Source organism: Paenibacillus pinisoli, assembly GCF_003605435.1.
GTDB lineage: Bacteria > Bacillota > Bacilli > Paenibacillales > Paenibacillaceae > Pristimantibacillus > Pristimantibacillus pinisoli.
The window spans coordinates 553,466-570,955 of sequence record NZ_QXQB01000003.1 but is presented as its reverse complement, the minus strand read 5'-3'; the positions used below and the strand labels follow the sequence as shown (position 1 = coordinate 570,955).

The window sequence follows — 17,490 nt, the reverse complement described above, 5'->3', positions numbered from 1 at the left end:
CCATGATTTCCGTATTAATCGTTGACGACGACAAGCTGGTGCGCAAAGGTCTGGCTTCCTCCATGCCGTGGAAGGCTTTTGGGATGGAAATCGTAGGCGAAGCGAATAACGGGGAGAATGCGCTGAAGTTCATGGGATCGCATCCCATCGACCTGCTTATAACGGATCTGTCCATGCCGGTCATGTCCGGCATTGAACTGATGAGGATCGTACGGGAGAAGTATCCGCTGGTGCAGATCGTGGTGCTGTCGCTGCATCAGGACTTTGAATATGTCCAGGAGGCGCTCCGATTAGGAGCCATTGATTATATCGCCAAAACCCAGCTGGAGCAGGAACAGTTCGAAGAAGTGTTGGGACGCATCGTGCGGCTGATGGGCAGGAGAGATGGCAGCTTGCCGGGAGACGTGGGCGACCAGCTGACAAAATCGGCGCTGGGAGGCGATGAGCTCTATGTGTACTACTCGCTAAGCGCCAACCCTGAGGAGGGGCATCGTCATGCAGTCATTCCGGTAATGGCGGAAGAAGCGGAAGCCGGCATCTGGTATGCGTCAGAGCCGCCGGTCATCACCGCTCGGAGAGCGGCCGAGCAGGCGGCCGAAGGTCAGCGTTCACTCGTTGCCTGCGTGCGGTTCCGAGGCTTCTCCGGAATGGATCGCAAGTCCGTGCTGGGGATGATTCGCTCTTACGGCAAGCGGAATCTGTTCTATGACTATGAGCCGGATAGGCCGTTCACGGAAACGGATGCCTCCTCTTGTCTGGACCAGGAGCGGGAAGCGGGCGGCGCGACGCCGATCGGGAAGCTGAAGGAGCGCTGGTCGGCAGCGGATTGGATATCCGACGACGTCCGGTTCGAGGAGCAGCTCTCCGAGCTGAAGGAACTGCGCATGCCGCCCGTGCGGCTCATACGGATTTTTTATTCGTTGACGGATGAATGGAACCGGCTCTATCAAGCTATATTGGCTCAGCCGATCGAGATCGAGGACTTCTTCCCGAGCTGGTCCTTGTTCCGGGACTGGCTGACGGAGGCGCGCGAACGGATCAAGCGCGGGGGAACGAAGCCGCTGTTCTCGCAGGAGATTCAGAGCAGCATCGTGAAGGCGATGAGCCTCGCGCAGCAGAACGTCAGCGAGCCGATCTCCTCGGCGGAGGTCGCGGCGATGGTCAACATGAGTGGCAGCTACTTCAGCCAATGCTTCAAGCAATACGTCGGGCGCACGTACACCGACTACGTCCGGGACATTCGGATGGACCGCGCCAAGGATTACCTTCGCAGCACGAATAAAACGATCGGGTGGGTCGCTGAACAGATCGGCTATCACGACGAGAAGTACTTCAGCCGCTTGTTCCGTGAACATGTCGGCATCCTGCCCAGCGAGTTCAGGCAGCGGCATTAGTGCAGGCAGCGGTTCGAGCCGGTCTCAGCCGCGTAGGAAGTACAATAGGCGATCTGGGCGGAATGAAGCATAAAAATAGGTATCAATGCTGCGTCGACGTGTCCTGGCCTCTTTTAGTAAATAGGGTAGACATTTTTTTGAGGTTTCCCGGAAGGGGGGGAGAAATCATAAAGATGTCACCCTTTTTTTGTTGCGAGAGTCCCCCTTGGAAGAGGATGCGGCAAGCTGGCATCGGATCGTCTTGCGAGGGTGTGCTGAGCCGCTCCATTCTCTATAAATGTTCTACCCCGACTCCATAAGGCTCTCTATCCAGGGCCCCAAGCCGGCTGTGCTATATTGAGATTGTCGATAAGACAACGAACGAATTTTAAGGGGGATACACATGAAAAAAGCCTTGTTCACCACGCTTGCCATGGTCATCGTCACCGCAAGCCTGGCTGCATGCAGTGGTAATGGCGGCAGCACGGAAACGGCCAAACCAAGCAATAACGCAGGAACGTCCACGAACGCTCCGGCAGTAGAAGAAGTCATCGATCCATTCGCTAAGTTCGAGCAAGCGACGGAAGTGTCCATTGGTCGCGGCATCGATCCCAACTACAAATACGACGGCAACGACATAGCGGAAGACAACGTTTATACGCGCTGGCTTAAGGATAAATACAACATCGTCGTGAAGCATGCCTGGGAAGCGGCGCAAGGCGACGACTATCAGCAGAAGGTCAGCCTGGCCATCTCCAGCAACGATATTCCCGATGCGATGGTTGTCAACGAAACGCAGCTTCGCCAAATGGTGAAAGCCGGTCAGTTGGCCGACCTGAAAGAAGTGTACGACAAGTACGCGAGTCCCGAGCTGAAGGCGGTCTACGATTCCAACCCGGGCCTGCTGGATGGCGTGACCTTCGATGGCAAGCTGTACGCATTGCCGGAGACGACGCTCCCTTCCGCTCCGATGACGTGGATCCGCAAGGACTGGCTCGATAAGCTCGGCTTGGAAGAGCCGAAGTCGCTCCAAGATCTCGGCAATATCGCGAAGGCGTTCATCGACAACAAGATGGGCGGCGACAACACGATAGGCATCGTGGGCACGCAGCAAGGCGGTTCGTTGTCCTCCAACTTCCTGGCTTCGACGGATCACTGGTATAACTTCTCGCCATTGTTCTTCGCGAACGACGCTTACCCGGGCATCTGGGTGAAAGATAAGGACGGCAATGCGGTATACGGCTCCACGACGGAAGAGACGAAGAATGCTCTGTCCATGATGAGAGACTGGTATGCAAGCGGCATCCTCGACAAAGAGCTTGGCATCCGCAAGTCGACAGCCGAAGTCGTAGCCAGCGGCCAGACGGGCATCTTCTTCGGTCCTTGGTGGGCGGCTTACAACATCGGCGATTCCATGGCCAACGATCCGAATGCCAACTGGAGACCGTACGCGGCTCCGCTGAACGACGCGGGCCAGTTCAATTCCAACCAGGCAACAGGCAGCAGCTACATCGTCGTGAGCAAAAACGCGAAGCATCCCGAAGCCGTTATCAAGATGACGTCGCTTCATAAGTGGACCAAGGACGAAGAGTACAAAACGTTGACCAATGGCAAGGAAATGACTTCTCAAGAGGTGCCGTTGTTCCTGATTCTCGGCGCGGGCGATCAGTTGGAGTACGCGGTGGACGCGCTCCGCAAAGTGCTGACGGGCGAAATGAAGCTGGATGATGTCGACGACATTAATTACAGCTGGGCTTACGAGATGGCTGGACACGTTCAAGCGATCAAGAAGGAGCCATTCGACAACTACGACATTCAATACTTCGACCAGAAAGCGGACCCTGGATTCTTCTCCCACATCTACGCGCATCTGAACGGCGGCTCCACGTTCGTCGACGCCGATATCAACTGGACGCGAAGCATCGCGACGGCTCAGACGAAGACAATGGAATCCCGCTGGACAAATCTCAAGAAGCTCGAGGACGAGACGTTCCTCAAGATCATCATGGGCAGCGTGGAGCTGAGCGCGTTCGACGAGTTCGTGAGCAAGTGGAAGAGTCAGGGCGGCGACAAAATTACCGAAGAGGTAGACGCGCTGAAATAGAAAGCGAAGATCAAGACGGGCGGCTCGGCCGCTCGTCTTGATCTTCTAAGCAGGGAGTGGAGAGAGTGATACCTAGAAGCTTTGCCAAACATTTTTACATCATGCTGATTCCGGGGTTGCTGTGGCTAATCTTCTTCAACCTCTATCCCATGTACGGCGTCGTTGCGGCATTCAAGGAGTACAATCCGGGGCTGGGCCTCTGGCGTTCGCCGTGGATCGGTCTCGAGAACTTCAAGTATATGTTCGAGCTCGATGACAGCAAGATCATCTTCCGCAACACGGTCGTCATCGCGTTCTCTAAGATGATCGGCAATCTGATTGTGCCGCTGGTCTTCGCGCTGATGCTGAACGAAGTGAAGAACCGGCTGTTCACGCGGACGGTGCAGACAATCGTCTATCTGCCCCACTTCCTGTCGTGGGTCATCGTCGGGGGCATGATGCTGGATATCTTCGCGTACAACGGTCCGGTCAACTCGCTTCTGTCCGCTATGGGAGTGGAGCCGATCTTGTTCTTAGCGAACGCGAACGCATTCCCGGCGCTTATCGTCGGCAGCGATATCTGGAAGGAGTTCGGCTTCAATGCCATCATTTTCTTCGCGGCTCTGACGTCGATCAATCCGGAGATGTACGAGGCGGCGGCTATCGACGGCGCGTCCCAGTGGCAGCGTCTGATCAAAATCACAATCCCTAGCATCATGCCTGTTGCGGCGCTTCTTGCGACGCTGAGCCTCGGCAATATTCTCAATGCGGGCTTCGATCAGGTCTTCACGATGTATAATCCATCCGTCTATTCGACGGGCGATATCATAGACACCTGGGTATACCGCGCCGGACTCATTGACTTCCAGCACGGTCTCGCAACGGCTGTCGGCTTGCTCAAGTCGGTTGTCGGCCTGGTGCTCATCACCGTATCGTACACGCTGGCCTACCGGTTCGCGAATTACAGGATCTTCTAAACATAGAGACAGGAGTGGATCGCCATGATAGCCGAACGTTCGGCAGCGTCCCGATTGTTAAACGGACTGAATTTCGTACTGCTTATTATTATCATGCTGTTGTGCCTCGCCCCGGTCTGGTATACCTTGTCCATTTCCTTGAGCGATAAGGCGGCTGCCGCGGGAGGCCAAGTCTTCTTGTGGCCTAAGGGCTTCACGATGGGCTCTTATATGAAAATAATGGAGGATGCGCAGTTCTTCCGCTCCGCGTGGATTTCTGTGCAAAGGGTCGTACTCGGCGCGGCCATCTCATTCTTCGTCATTCTGCTCATGTCTTATCCGTTGTCGAAGACGTCGAGGGATTTCAAGCCGAGGAACGTATTCATGTGGCTGCTCATATTCGCCATGCTGTTCAACGGCGGTCTGGTGCCGTGGTACCTGACGATGCAGTCGCTCGGCTTGATCAACAACATTTGGGGACTGGTGCTGGGCGGAGGCCTGCCCGTCTTCAACGTCATTCTCGTCATGAACTATCTGCGCAATATGCCGAAGGAGATGGAGGAGTCGGCGCTGATCGACGGAGCCGGACCTTGGCGCATACTGTTCAGCATCTGCTTGCCGCTGTCGGTACCCGTGCTCGCGACGATTCTCGTATTTACGATCGTATATCACTGGAATGAATTTTTTCAGGCGCTGGTGCTGATGAACAAGTCGGATATGTACCCGCTGCAATCGTATATCAAGCAGGTGGCAGTCGTCATCGACCCTACGAAGATGGACGCGGAGCAAGTGAAGCGGACGGCAGAGCTGTCCAACCAGACGCTGAACGCGGCAAAAATTTTCATCTCCATGCTGCCGCTGCTGGTAATTTATCCGTTTCTGCAAAAGTATTTCGTCAAGGGGATTACGCTGGGCTCGGTCAAAGGCTGAGTGCAGTGTGATGTAAGCAGGCAAGACAGGCGCCGCCGCCCGCTCTATCCGGCAGCAAAGCGGGCAGCGGCATGGCGATCCTAATAGATGGCAATCGAAGCAGGAGGAGAGGAAGACATGTTGACAAGCGAAGCAATTAGCCCGGACAAGGTGAGGGCGCTGGGAGGCGCGTTCGGATTTCTTGCGCTGGGCAAGGCGACAGGCGTAACCACGGTGGAGCAGGGAATGAACGTTGCGGCGGAGGGCGGCATGCTGGCCGTTCGCGTCGTACAGGATGGATTAATTCGGGTGAAGCTGTTCACGGCTGAGGAGAGCGGGCAGCCGGGCATGGCATCGACGATCGCCATCGTGGAGGATGCTGCAAGCAAGGAGCCGGCGTTCACGGTCGAAGAAGAGGAGTCGGCGTATGTCCTGACGACGGAACTCCTTCGCGTGGGCGTGGATAAGGAAGACGGCTCCGTGACGTTCGCGGAGATCGGCGGCATGGTGGTTGCTCGTCAGCGCGGGCTGCTCTGGAACGACCTTGGGGCGGTGACCGCGCGATTCGCTGCGTCGGAGACGGTACGCTACTATGGTCTTGGCGAGAAGACCGGAGGGCTCGACAAGCGAGGCGAACGCTACGAGATGTGGAACAGCGATGTCTACGCGCCGCATGTTCCGGAGATCGACGCGTTGTACCAATCGATTCCGCTCTTGGTTGTTCATGAAGAGGAGGCGACTTACGGCTTATTCCTGGACAATCCGGGACGCACGTGCTTCGACATGCGAAGCGAAGGCGACGGTTTCCTGATTCAGTCCGAGACGGGAAGCTTCGATTATTATTTTATTGCGGGTCCGGCCATGAAGGAGGTCGTCGGTCGGTACACCTCGCTGACGGGCAGGATGGAGCTGCCGCCGCAGTGGGCTCTCGGTTACCATCAATCCCGCTACAGCTACATGTCGCAAGACGAGGTGCTGGAGCTCGCGCGCACGTTCCGGGAGAAGGACATTCCTTGCGACGTCATCTATCTGGACATTCATTATATGGAAGGGTATCGCGTATTTACGTTCGATCCCGTCCGTTTCCCGGATCCGCGGAGCATGATTGCCGAGCTGAAGTCGATGGGCATTCGCATCGTGCCGATCGTCGATCCGGGCGTGAAGCTGGATCTGAACTACGAGGTGTTTCGCGAGGGTGTAACAGCAGGCTACTTCTGCCGGAAGCCAAGCGGAGAACCGTTCGTTGGGCCTGTCTGGCCGGGACAGAGCGTATTCCCTGATTTTACGGAAGATGCCGTATCCCGGTGGTGGGGAGACCTTCATACGTTCTACACAGAGATGGGGATTGAAGGCGCGTGGAACGACATGAACGAACCCGCCGTGTTCAACGAAAGCAAGACCATGGACATCGATACAATTCACGGCAACAACGGCAGTCCCGTCACGCATGGGGAGATCCATAACTTGTATGGCCTGTTGATGTCCAAGGCGACGTTCGAGGGGCTCGGCCGCCATCTCGGCGGCAACCGGCCGTTCGTGCTGACCCGTGCGGGGTATGCGGGCATTCAGCGCTACGCGGCTGTATGGACGGGCGATAACCGGAGCTTCTGGGAGCATATGGCCATGGCCATGCCGATGGTGCTGAATCTTGGGCTGTCGGGCGTATCCTTCGCGGGGCCGGACATCGGCGGCTTTGCCCACCACTGCAGCGGTGAGCTGCTCGCGAGATGGACGCAGATGGGGGCGCTGTTCCCATACTGCCGCAACCATAGCGAGCTGAGCTCCATCCGACAGGAGCCGTGGAGCTTCGGTCCGGAGATCGAAGCCATCTGCCGCGAGTATATCGGGCTGCGTTACCGGCTGATGCCGCTAATTTACTCCGTGTTCCGCGAGTCGGCGGAGACGGGATTGCCGGTCATCCGGCCGCTGGTGTTGGAATATCCGGACGATCCGAGCGTCGCGAACCTGAGCGATCAGTTCCTGCTGGGCGACTCGCTGCTGGTCGCGCCGATCTATCGCGCGGGCACCGACCATCGGGCCGTGTACCTGCCTTCCGGCCGCTGGCAAGACTACTGGACGGGAGAGACATTGGAGGGCGGACGTCATGTGCTGGCTTATGCGCCGCTGGATAAGCTGCCGCTATACGTCAAGGCAGGCGGCATCATTCCGCATGCCGATGTCGCCAGCTCGACGATGGAGTGGCTGAGTGGATCGGACAGCGAAGAAGCAGCGGCAGGCGCTAGCGTGTTATCCATTGATCTTTATGGTGGTGGCGCGGCTGAATCTATATTCGACTATTACGAGGATGACGGGCTGACCGTGGATTATCGCGGCGGCAGCTACTATTCGGCCCGGCTCTCGCTCAGAGAGGCGGAAGGAATCGCCACGTTCCGGGTTCAGCTCGTACGCAGCGGTTATGCAGGAGGTCGCGTGAATTGGCGACTAACGTTCAAAGGGTTGTCCTTCCTCCCTCATCAAGTGGGAGTGAAGCGTTCCGGCGAGGGGCGAGATCTTGCTGCCGCGGATGGCGATTGGACGCCAGTTCAAGCTGCGGAGTGGCAGTACGACAAAGTAGCGGGAGAGCTCACGATAGAGATCGACCGCCCTATGGACTCTATTGAAATCACGGTTCGCGCTCATAGCTAGTCGTTCCAATAAGCAGGCAACGATCCGGTCTCCGGACGACGATCGTTGCCTTGGGAGCGTCAAGATAATGCGAATGTATTCAAATAGCCCGTTTTTGAATGCGCTTACATTTAGCTGTTTTTACAAAGGTGGTGATGTACGTGGTACAAGATTTAAGCAACAATCTGCTCTTTTCGTGAAATAGTGTTCTGTGATTACCAATTTATCTATAAGGAGAGTGAACATTTCAATGAAACGGACAAATCAACTGAACCGACAACGTATCCTTAGCCTGCTTCTCACTCTAGTGCTATTGGTCTCGGTCTTTCCCATGCCGACTGCTGTCCTGGCCGAATCCTTGCCGGATGTACCTGTAACTGAGGCGGCCTCCACAGGGAACAGTGATATCCCGGAACGTATCCGGGATGGCGTTATCCTGCACGCCTTTGACTGGAATTTAAGTGTCATAGAGGAGAACCTGCAGGCTATCGCCGACGCCGGGTACACGGCGATACAGACTTCGCCCATCATGGGCGTCGGCTCCGGGGCCCAATGGTATGCTGCCTATCAGCCCAGAAACATGGTTGCTGGGGGTGAAGACAACAGATACGGCGACAGGGACGCGTTTGTCAGCCTGACCTCCGCCGCCGAAGCGCTCGGCATCAAGGTGATCGTCGACGTGGTGCCTAACCATATGGGCAGCACCAGCAACTCACATGCCCCGTGGAATGACAACACCTATTTCCACAATGTGAGCGGCAGCGTAGGTTATAATGACCGTTTTCTTCTCACCCAGCCGGAAATGATCGGCGGGCTAAGGGATCTGGACACGCACAGCTCGTTTGTCCAAGAATCCTTCATCGCCTATTTAAAGGACATGATCGACGCTGGCGCGAGCGGCTTCCGCTATGACGCCATCAAGCACATTGAGTTGGATGACGACGCGCCTTCCCCGGCGAGCATTGCCGCGAGTGCAACGAATCAGAGATATCCAGCAGGGGAGTTCAAAAGCGATTATGTGAGTAATGTGACCGGCGCCGCCAAAGCCTACTTTGAGGAGAAAGGCAAAGTAAACTTTCAGTACGGCGAGGTGCTGCAAGGGGGAGACCCGAGCAACGACAGGATGGCCGGCTATGCCAAGTATATCGACATGACTGCTTCCAGGTACGGGCATGATGTGCGCAGCGTTCTTGAGGTAGGGGATATCGGCCGTCTCGACAAATGGGAGGATTATGCCGCCGAGGGCTTGACGGCCGACCGGCTGGTGCCTTGGGTGGAATCCCATGACACCTACAACAACGAAGGGGAGTCTCTGAGCTTCAGCCCGAAGCAGATCAGACAGGGCTGGGCCATGATTGCCGCCCGCAAGGACGCCTCGCCCCTGTTCTTTGCCCGTAATATCAATGCCGACGGGAGTCAGAGAAATAGCGTACGGACCGCAGATCACGTAGATAATAACAGGCCCCAGTGGAGCCATCCTGAAGTCGTGGCCGTTAACAAGTTCCACAACGCTATGGCGGGGCGGGACGAGAATCTGGTAAGCCTTGGTAACAATGCCGTCATGGTCGAACGCGGCACAATTGCGGACGGCGGCGGTGCGGTGCTGCTAAACACTAGTACAACCGATCGTGTTCTGGGCAGTGTGCCAGTGAAGTTCTTGAAGGATGGCTTCTATGTCGATGCATTGAATCCGACCAACGTCTTTACCGTATCAGGAGGCAGGATCAGCGGGACTATTCCCGGCAACCCTGCCAAAATATCCAACACCGACACCACTGCCAACCCCGGCCTTGTGGTTCTGATGGACAGGGAGGAAGCAATCCCCGCCATTCTGGCCGCTTTGCCGAGCGATGACGATGTGGTCGCCGGCAACAGCTTTACCGGCAATCAGCTCCGGCTAAGGATGTCGGCCGTCAATGTGAGCAATGCCATGTACGCCATTAACAACGGCGACGCCGTGAGCTTTGCTCATGACGACATCATAAGCGTGAGCGGCAACTATAACGACCCCATCACCGTCACGTTGGTGGGCCGGGCAGCCGGAGGCAATTGGATCACCAGAGCATTTACCTACACTAGGGTCGAGCCTGAACAAGTGGTCGGTCCGCCGGTCGAAGAGCCAACGCACGTCAACGTTTATTTTTCCGTCAACCGTAATGCGGACTTCCAGGCCTGGGCTGGCTCTGGAGTGTGGGCCTATAGTTTCAACCCCGAGCTGTTTGGCGGATGGCCCGGTGGCGCTATGACGAGAATGAAATACAATGGCGCCGACACCCATTGGTATAAGATTGCAATGCCATGGGCTGCCGTCGGCGGAATTATATTCAATAACAACTCAGGGCAACAAACCAATCAACCGGCGATTACCGCCTCCATGCTCAATCATGAGCAATTCTATTTCTATGGCACCGGAGCAACTGGCTTTACCATCAACGGCTCATCCGATAGCGGCAATAACGCTCGCGCTAACTGGGACACGGCCTTTGCCGCAGGCAACAATATCGGCTTCGAAGCCAGCGGCGTATTCCCGCCGGGACGCAACGGCGTGATTTTCAACACATCGGGCGGCAGCCTGGTCGCCAATCAATATGTCCGTGAAGGGGAGAAGGCGAGCCGTCCGGCAACCGACCCTACCCGCAGCGGTTATCTCTTCGATGGAAAATGGTACACCGATTCGGCGTTCAGCCAGGAGTATGATTTTGATACCCCTGTGGTCAACACCCTCGGCGACGATCATATTTACGCGATGACGCTTTACGCCGGATGGATTGAGCTGGAAGCCGACAAATTTCTGGTTAAGTTCAATTCTCAGGGCGGCAGCCCGGTCATGTCCATTCCTAACGTGGTGAGCGGCACCGCCATCACTGCGCCAGAACCGCCGGTCAGGAACGGTTATACCTTCGAGGGATGGTTCAAGGATTCGGATTACAATAATGTGTGGAGCTTTGACTCAGACACCGTGACAGAGGCGACAACACTCTTCGCCAAGTGGGAGATTGTGCCTTACAGCATTGCTTATATGGATGGTGCCGTCTCTGCCGCCATGCCGGGCAGCGAGCCCGCCATCTATACCATTGAAACGGCGACGTTTAACCTGAGCGACCCGAGCCCCAAGGAAGGATATACCTTTAACGGCTGGTTTACCGACCCGCAATTCTTGCCGAGCGCCAAGCTCACCAGCGTTGCAGTCAACTCCGTCGGCGATTTGACCCTTTACGCCCGATTTACGGCGAATAGCTACAGCATTACGCTGGATCCTCAGAACGGGACAGGCGGTACGGGAAGCGTATCGGTCTCCTACGGCGGTAGACTGCCGCTGGGAATCACCCGCCCTGAAAGGGATGGATATGATTTCCGAGGATTCTACGAAGACACTGGCGGGAATGGCCAGCAGTATTACAATAGTGACGGCGTTAGAGTATTTGAGGACAACTGGCAGGCCGCGTCCGTCAGCATCTATGCGCACTGGTCGAGGGAAATCGAGGCTATACCTGTTGCAACGATCCATGTCAGCGGTAATGATGCGATCACAACAAAAGGCGGCACGCTTCAGCTAACAGCAGAGGTGCTGCCGGCAGATGCAACGAACAAAGCGGTCACCTGGTCTGTCGAGAATGGAACAGGCAGCGCAACGATCAATGAGTCGGGTCTATTAAAGGCTGTAAGCAACGGCACCGTAACGGTGACGGCGACGGCAGGCGACGGATCGGGCATCACGGGAACGAAATCGATTGCGATTAGCGGCCAGACAACAAGCCATCCAGGTCCAACTAATCCTCCTAGCCATCCAGAACCATCGACACCGCCAACAGATGTAGTGAAGGACGGAGACAAAGCGATTGTGGAGCTTGGCAGCGGCATTACATCGAAGTCTATCCCTGTACAGGATATAGGCGGTCTATCCCTGCAGGTAAGGGCAGCGAATGCAGTTCTAACGGTTCAAGCTGATACGCTGAAGCGCTGGCTGGCTGCGGCGGGGAATCCGTCCGGGGCAAGTATTGAAGTAACCGTAGCTCCAGTGACCGCTGGAGATATCGCGAATGCTCCAGTCCAAGGCGGTCAAGCGCGTGTGGAAGTTATAGGCGTAGCCTACGACATGACGCTTAGGCTGAAGCACGACAACCAAGTCATCGACATCAGCCAGGCAGGCGGCGGAGTTGAACTTTCCTTGCCTTATCACAATGAGGCAGATGAAGACCTGCTGGGCATTTATTATTACAATGAAGGCAGCAAAGAGTGGGAATACGTTGGAGGAAGCGTAGATTCTGCCAAGTATCTAGTGACGGCTGCTCTTGAGCATCTGGGCCAATATGCGGTGCTGGAATACTCGAAGTCATTCACGGATGTTCCTTCGATCCACTGGGCTGCTCGGACACTGGAAGTATTGGCGGCGAAGCATATCATTAACGGCACAAGCGATACGCACTTCACTCCAAATGGACTAACAACTCGCGCTGAATTCACATCCTTGCTAGTGCGGGCACTTGGCCTGACGAAAGCAGCGAGCACTGTTCCGTTCGACGATGTGCAAGCGGGTCAATGGTATGCGAAGGAAGTTGCAATAGCTTATGAAGCGGGGCTCCTCTCGGGAGTATCGGAGACCAAATTCGATCCAAATGCGAGAATCACCCGTGAACAAATGGCGGTCTTGCTCGTTCGTGCCTATGAGTACAAGAACAGCGCAATTGCAGCGACCGGTCAAGAAACAGCCGGTCTCGAGGATGGCTCAGGCATTTCTTCATGGGCAGTAGATGGAGTGAATAAAGCCATTGCTGCAGGACTTCTGCAGGGCAAAGGAAACGGAATCTTCGATCCTGCTTCCGACGCCAGCCGCGCCCAAACCGCGCAAGCCATATTGAACATGTTCAATAAACTATAAGATGAAATAGAACGATTAGGAGCCTGTTAATCCGTTTAGGCGGGTTGGCAGGCTCTTCTTCTAATGTGAAAAGCTGAATTCAGGGATTGGCGCTGAGTCAAGATAGTGATACATGTAATATATTGAATTTCGTTCGGCTCTCAGAGAAAAAAGTCAGAAGAATCGCTCCAACACAGTAGGTTACCTATGAGTTCCATTCTAAAAGTTGGCCGTAAAATTATTTTATTATCCAGGCACTTGAACCACATTCAGTCATATAAATAGTGATAGCAGTTCGAACTTGTTGAGGAGGATTTTATACAAGTGATGTTACCGAGTGAAAAGTATTTCGGTAAGTTCGAGGCGGTTTTTTTATTTTACGGAGCCATGCCTACAGGTGTTACTGTTTCTGAAACTGGGCGCATTTTTATTTGCTTTCCAAAATGGGGAGACGACGTTGAATTTACGGTGGCTGAAATCGTTAGCGGCACTTTGCAGCCTTATCCTAGTTTAGACGCCAATGTGGTAAGCCCATCGAATATTACAACGACCTTCGTTAGTGTCCAAAGTGTCGTTGCGGATGGAAAGGGAACGCTTTGGGTACTGGATACGGGGGCTCCTAATTTCTCAGAACCCATCAAAGGGGGGGCGAAGTTAGTCGCTGTAGATTTAAATTCAAATACCATAAGAAGGGTATATACATTTACGGAGGATGTTGTCCTTCCAACCACTTATCTGAATGATGTCCGAGTTGACTTTCGTGTTGGTAAAGCAGGGTATGCGTATATAACGGATTCGTCTTCCCGAGGACCAGGAGCCATTATTGTCGTTGATTTAGAAACCGGTTATGCCTGGAGGCGGTTAAACGGGGCAAATTCAACTTCACCCGATCGCTTTTTCTTGCCGAAAGTCGAAGGTAAAATCCTGATGAATCGAAACAAAGACGGATCTGCTTCACCCTTTAGACTGGCCTCCGATGGTATAGCGATTTCCCCGGACGGCAAGATGTTGTATTTTTGTCCTCTCTCCAGTCGTCATCTGTTCTCGATTTCAACGGAAGCCCTAAGAGACCGAACGATACCGGATATGAATCTACAATCTCACGTGAAGTATTGGGGAGAAAAAGGTGCTTCAGATGGAATGATCACCGATGCAAAAGGAAACGTTTACGCTGGAGACTATGAAAACAATAGTATTCGAAAGATATTGCCGAATGGAATAATGGAAACCATCGCACATGATCCGAGGCTTTTATGGCCGGATACTTTTTCTATTGGTCCAGATCAATACTTATATTTCATCGTGAACCAATTACATCGGCAGGCAAGATTTCATTATGGAGATGACGTGCGGCAGAAGCCTTATAGTCTACTCCGTATGAAAATAGACGAACCACCTGCTCCTGCCTTGTAAATATTTCGATTTACAAAGTTGACTCCATTGCGTAAAAAATGAATTTTATGACTTTATGAATATTTAACAACTTTATTCCAAACCTGGACCTTTCTATAGGCCGGGTTTGTTTCGTTTATAACGGCATTAAACGACCCTTGCTATCGGGCAATAGTTCGTTTGGCGGCTTATTTATCTCCCTAACAAGTTCAATACCAGCTTCGCCAGGAATCCGTGTATCTTTGTAACAATCATTCAGCTAACTGGCAGTTTAGTCCAATAGCCACGTTTGTAAATCGTATTGTATAATGTTATATTTGTATAATATAATAAACGATAGGGGGTGTTACTTCTTGAATGCTATACACATCAGGATAGGAAACAACCTGCAACGTATTAGAAAACATAGGCAGTTAAGCTTAGATAAGCTCGCTGATTTAACAAAGGTTAGTAAAGGTATGCTTCATCAAATTGAGCGAGGAGAAACGCAGCCCACAGTGACAACCGTGTGGAAAATTGCTACGGGACTCAATATTTCGTTTTCATCTCTACTTAAAGAGGATGAGGCCGTAGTATCCATTGCAACTCGAAAAGAAATTCCAGATGTAACAGAAGACAATGGAAATTGCAGAGTATACTTATTGTTTCCGTTTGACCCACAAACACGTATTGAAATGTTTACGATTATTCTTAGTCCTACTTGTAATTATGTGTCACTCCCACACAATGATGGGGTTCAAGAGTACATCACAGTTATCGCTGGAGTGTTTAGTCTACAGATTAAGGATGAAATATACGCCTTACAAGAAGGACAGGCTATAAGATTTGCAGGCAATGTTGAACACCGATATATAAATAAATCGGACGAAGATGTGACGATACAGGTTGTTATGTATTATGAAGAATTTTAATTGCCTGTAATCATTAAGGAGGGATACACGTTGACAAGTCAACTTAAAGATAGTGCACAACAGGTTCAAAACAAACTAATAGAGTTGGGATATGCAAATAAAGTTATAGAACTGCCTGACAGTACACGAACTGCACAGGAAGCTGCCGATACGATAGGTTGCGAGGTTGCACATATAGCTAAGTCAATTATCTTTCGACTCAAAAATGACGATAAACCCTTATTGGTTATAGCCAGTGGAGTAAATCGAATTAATGAAAAACAAATTAACACCCATCTGAATGACAAATTAGGAAAAGCTGACGCCGATTTTGTACGTGAACACACAGGATTTGTTATTGGAGGCGTACCACCTTTAGGACATGTAGAGTCAATCATCACTCTTATTGATGAAGATTTGTTACAATTTAGAGAGATATGGGCTGCTGCCGGACATCCAAGAGCAGTGTTTCAATTAACACCCGAAGAATTAGTGCAAATGACAAAAGGACGAGTAATCTGTGTAAAATAAATTTGTGTTAACTTACTGTTATTTCACTAATGGGTACGATATTGTATTTCTTCAAGAAGAGCCATCCCGCATGGGATGGCTCTAAAACTTGCCGTTGAGGACAGCGCGGTGAAGAGAATTTTATCTCGAAAAGTGCTTGCTATTACGTCAATTCACGCATTTACAAGATTTGTTATTAAAGCTGGAACTTCGCTGAAGCATTGGAATTAGAGCTAAACGAATGTGAATGAAGAGAAAAGAGCCAACACCTAAGAATTAGTCCAATATCCTGCTGGATATGATAGTATTGAGTAAAATTAAATGTATTTTACATCAATGTTTAAATCGGGAATTTGCCATTGATCCTATCAGGAAGGGGAATGAATCCTTTAACAATGAGGATTCGTAAGTAATATGACTATGGAAAATCACATGAATATTTTAGTTGAGAGAACAGACTGTATTCTATATTATACGGAATCAGGCCTATCGAACGAACAGGGTAAAGGCTGGATCGGCGGGAATGCACCTGCCTTCTTTGATGACCAAGCAGACCTCATCCACGAAGGTAACCAAAAATATTATTTTTACTTGAGTCTCGTCCATCCCTTTAAACCTGAGAGCATGATTTCGATCTTCATTCCTGAGGACTATGAGGAATATTTGGAAAACAATATTTATCCTAATTGCTCGATAAAAGTGCTTGAGCATCCAATTTCAATTGAAAGCGTTAAAGATATGTTTACTAACCCAGGTCTTATCAAACATGCAATTTCAGACGGGGAACTAAGCAATGACGAGAAATCGAGGGACCAGTCTTTTTTAATTAAAGTAGGGGGAAACCCGAGACTTATTCAAAATGAAGATTATTATTTTACGAAGTTGAGGGAGGAGTCATTTTCTTTTTTATTTCAGGTAGATGAAGATGGTTACCCCGAAACCTTGCTTCAAGATGATTACAGTTATCCTTTTGGTTTTGGGTCACTCTATATTTTCGCCAAAGTAGGGACGGATGAGATACAGGATCCAGTAGCAGGTTTTTGGCAATTCTCATGATTTAGCGCGGGTGTGATTGTCGCCGACTTTCAAAGTCGTCGATGGTTGTTTTTTAGGCCTTTTCGTCGATAGGCTCGTTAAGCTGAACCGTATCATCAATAATGGTTTGAATTCAAGCCAGCATTTTGGGGCTGGGATTAAGTCGGTTGTGCTTTTCGCTATCTACAGTTGGGTGTTGGTAGTTACTATTTATTTTCTGGAAAAATACACGAATGGAAAGTGAATGAAGGCGGATGTTACCAAGACAGATGATTTTATTTGCTCATAAAATAAATAGGCCTTGCTCCTCACCAACTGCGGCAAATGAGTCATTCCATTCCAGCTATACCCCTTTTAATCCTCTACGTTAAGCACCTCGACCATCATTTGCCCGGCAATCTTAAACCCTTGTATAAAGGACTCCCGTGCTTGCATTATCTCGAGTTTCCTTCGTAAGTCCAGTAATCGTTCAAGCTCCGCAAATTCATCTTCCGAAAGTTTCTTTTTCCATTTGAGTAAGTCGTCTGATATTTTTTGGATTAATACGCGGTATTCAGGATTTCTTGGGACAATCGATGCTGCTGGGTCAATGTTTCCTTCGTATAAGTTCTCTATAATGTTCAAGTCAAACTTCCTTTCTTTACAACCTTTTTCGCGCGGAAATTCGTATTCATCTGTACAATCAAATCCATTCAATTAAGTCTACTATATTCAATTTTCCTATATGGGATTACATGCAGTATTCGTATAATTTGCTCCCCAATATATGGGCTCAAACTGCAAAGTAGCAGTCAGTATTTAAGTGTTCATCGTTCAAGCCCTTGACGACGGAGACGGTAACGGAACTCACAGTCGTTAT

Annotated in this window: 11 protein-coding genes; 10 read left to right on the top strand and 1 reads right to left on the bottom strand. The window is 51.6% G+C overall.

Features of this window, described 5'->3' with window-relative positions:
- Window positions 1-2 precede the first annotated feature (2 nt).
- The 10 genes from D3P09_RS15915 (at window position 3) to D3P09_RS15870 (ending at window position 16,652) form a co-directional block, all read left to right on the top strand.
- Window positions 3-1,394: a response regulator gene (locus tag D3P09_RS15915; RefSeq protein ID WP_120111918.1), complete on the top strand. Its 1,392-nt coding sequence runs from the start codon at window positions 3-5 to the stop codon at window positions 1,392-1,394.
- A 382-nt stretch (window positions 1,395-1,776) separates the two neighbouring features.
- Window positions 1,777-3,477, top strand: coding sequence for an extracellular solute-binding protein (locus tag D3P09_RS15910; RefSeq protein ID WP_120111915.1), 1,701 nt, complete (start codon window positions 1,777-1,779; stop codon window positions 3,475-3,477).
- Between the two features lie 101 nt (window positions 3,478-3,578).
- Window positions 3,579-4,433 (top strand): ABC transporter permease, encoded by an 855-nt coding sequence (locus D3P09_RS15905; RefSeq protein WP_424452451.1) that lies wholly within the window; start codon window positions 3,579-3,581, stop codon window positions 4,431-4,433.
- Between the two features lie 24 nt (window positions 4,434-4,457).
- Window positions 4,458-5,342: a carbohydrate ABC transporter permease gene (locus tag D3P09_RS15900; protein WP_120111911.1), complete on the top strand. Its 885-nt coding sequence runs from the start codon at window positions 4,458-4,460 to the stop codon at window positions 5,340-5,342.
- 117 nt (window positions 5,343-5,459) lie between these two features.
- A complete protein-coding gene (locus tag D3P09_RS15895) occupies window positions 5,460-7,967 on the top strand; it encodes a glycoside hydrolase family 31 protein (protein ID WP_120111909.1) in 2,508 nt (835 codons plus the stop codon).
- Window positions 7,968-8,196: 229 nt separating this feature from the next.
- Entirely contained in the window at window positions 8,197-12,825 is a 4,629-nt protein-coding gene (locus tag D3P09_RS15890) for an InlB B-repeat-containing protein (protein WP_120111906.1), read from the top strand.
- A 306-nt stretch (window positions 12,826-13,131) separates the two neighbouring features.
- Window positions 13,132-14,217 carry an L-dopachrome tautomerase-related protein gene (locus D3P09_RS15885; protein ID WP_207892510.1) on the top strand — a complete coding sequence of 362 codons (1,086 nt, stop codon included), beginning with the start codon at window positions 13,132-13,134 and terminating at the stop codon, window positions 14,215-14,217.
- 332 nt (window positions 14,218-14,549) lie between these two features.
- Window positions 14,550-15,107 carry a helix-turn-helix domain-containing protein gene (locus D3P09_RS15880; protein ID WP_243644218.1) on the top strand — a complete coding sequence of 186 codons (558 nt, stop codon included), beginning with the start codon at window positions 14,550-14,552 and terminating at the stop codon, window positions 15,105-15,107.
- Window positions 15,108-15,137: 30 nt separating this feature from the next.
- Window positions 15,138-15,617: a YbaK/EbsC family protein gene (locus D3P09_RS15875; RefSeq protein WP_120111900.1), complete on the top strand. Its 480-nt coding sequence runs from the start codon at window positions 15,138-15,140 to the stop codon at window positions 15,615-15,617.
- 393 nt (window positions 15,618-16,010) lie between these two features.
- On the top strand, window positions 16,011-16,652 hold the full coding sequence (locus D3P09_RS15870) for a hypothetical protein (protein ID WP_120111897.1): 642 nt from the start codon (window positions 16,011-16,013) through the stop codon (window positions 16,650-16,652).
- 333 nt (window positions 16,653-16,985) lie between these two features.
- On the opposite strand, the gene D3P09_RS15865 is transcribed toward D3P09_RS15870, so the two are convergent.
- Window positions 16,986-17,255 carry a DUF6809 family protein gene (locus D3P09_RS15865; RefSeq protein WP_120111895.1) on the bottom strand — a complete coding sequence of 90 codons (270 nt, stop codon included), beginning with the start codon at window positions 17,253-17,255 and terminating at the stop codon, window positions 16,986-16,988.
- Window positions 17,256-17,490: the final 235 nt, after the last annotated feature.

What these genes read in the sequence shown, in the direction of transcription:
- D3P09_RS15915 (WP_120111918.1), top strand. Translation starts at nt 3, where the DNA reads ATGATTTCCGTATTAATCGTTGACGACGACAAGCTGGTGCGCAAAGGT.
- D3P09_RS15910 (WP_120111915.1), top strand. Translation starts at nt 1,777, where the DNA reads ATGAAAAAAGCCTTGTTCACCACGCTTGCCATGGTCATCGTCACCGCA.
- D3P09_RS15905 (WP_424452451.1), top strand. Translation starts at nt 3,579, where the DNA reads ATGCTGATTCCGGGGTTGCTGTGGCTAATCTTCTTCAACCTCTATCCC.
- D3P09_RS15900 (WP_120111911.1), top strand. Translation starts at nt 4,458, where the DNA reads ATGATAGCCGAACGTTCGGCAGCGTCCCGATTGTTAAACGGACTGAAT.
- D3P09_RS15895 (WP_120111909.1), top strand. Translation starts at nt 5,460, where the DNA reads ATGTTGACAAGCGAAGCAATTAGCCCGGACAAGGTGAGGGCGCTGGGA.
- D3P09_RS15890 (WP_120111906.1), top strand. Translation starts at nt 8,197, where the DNA reads ATGAAACGGACAAATCAACTGAACCGACAACGTATCCTTAGCCTGCTT.
- D3P09_RS15885 (WP_207892510.1), top strand. Translation starts at nt 13,132, where the DNA reads ATGTTACCGAGTGAAAAGTATTTCGGTAAGTTCGAGGCGGTTTTTTTA.
- D3P09_RS15870 (WP_120111897.1), top strand. Translation starts at nt 16,011, where the DNA reads ATGACTATGGAAAATCACATGAATATTTTAGTTGAGAGAACAGACTGT.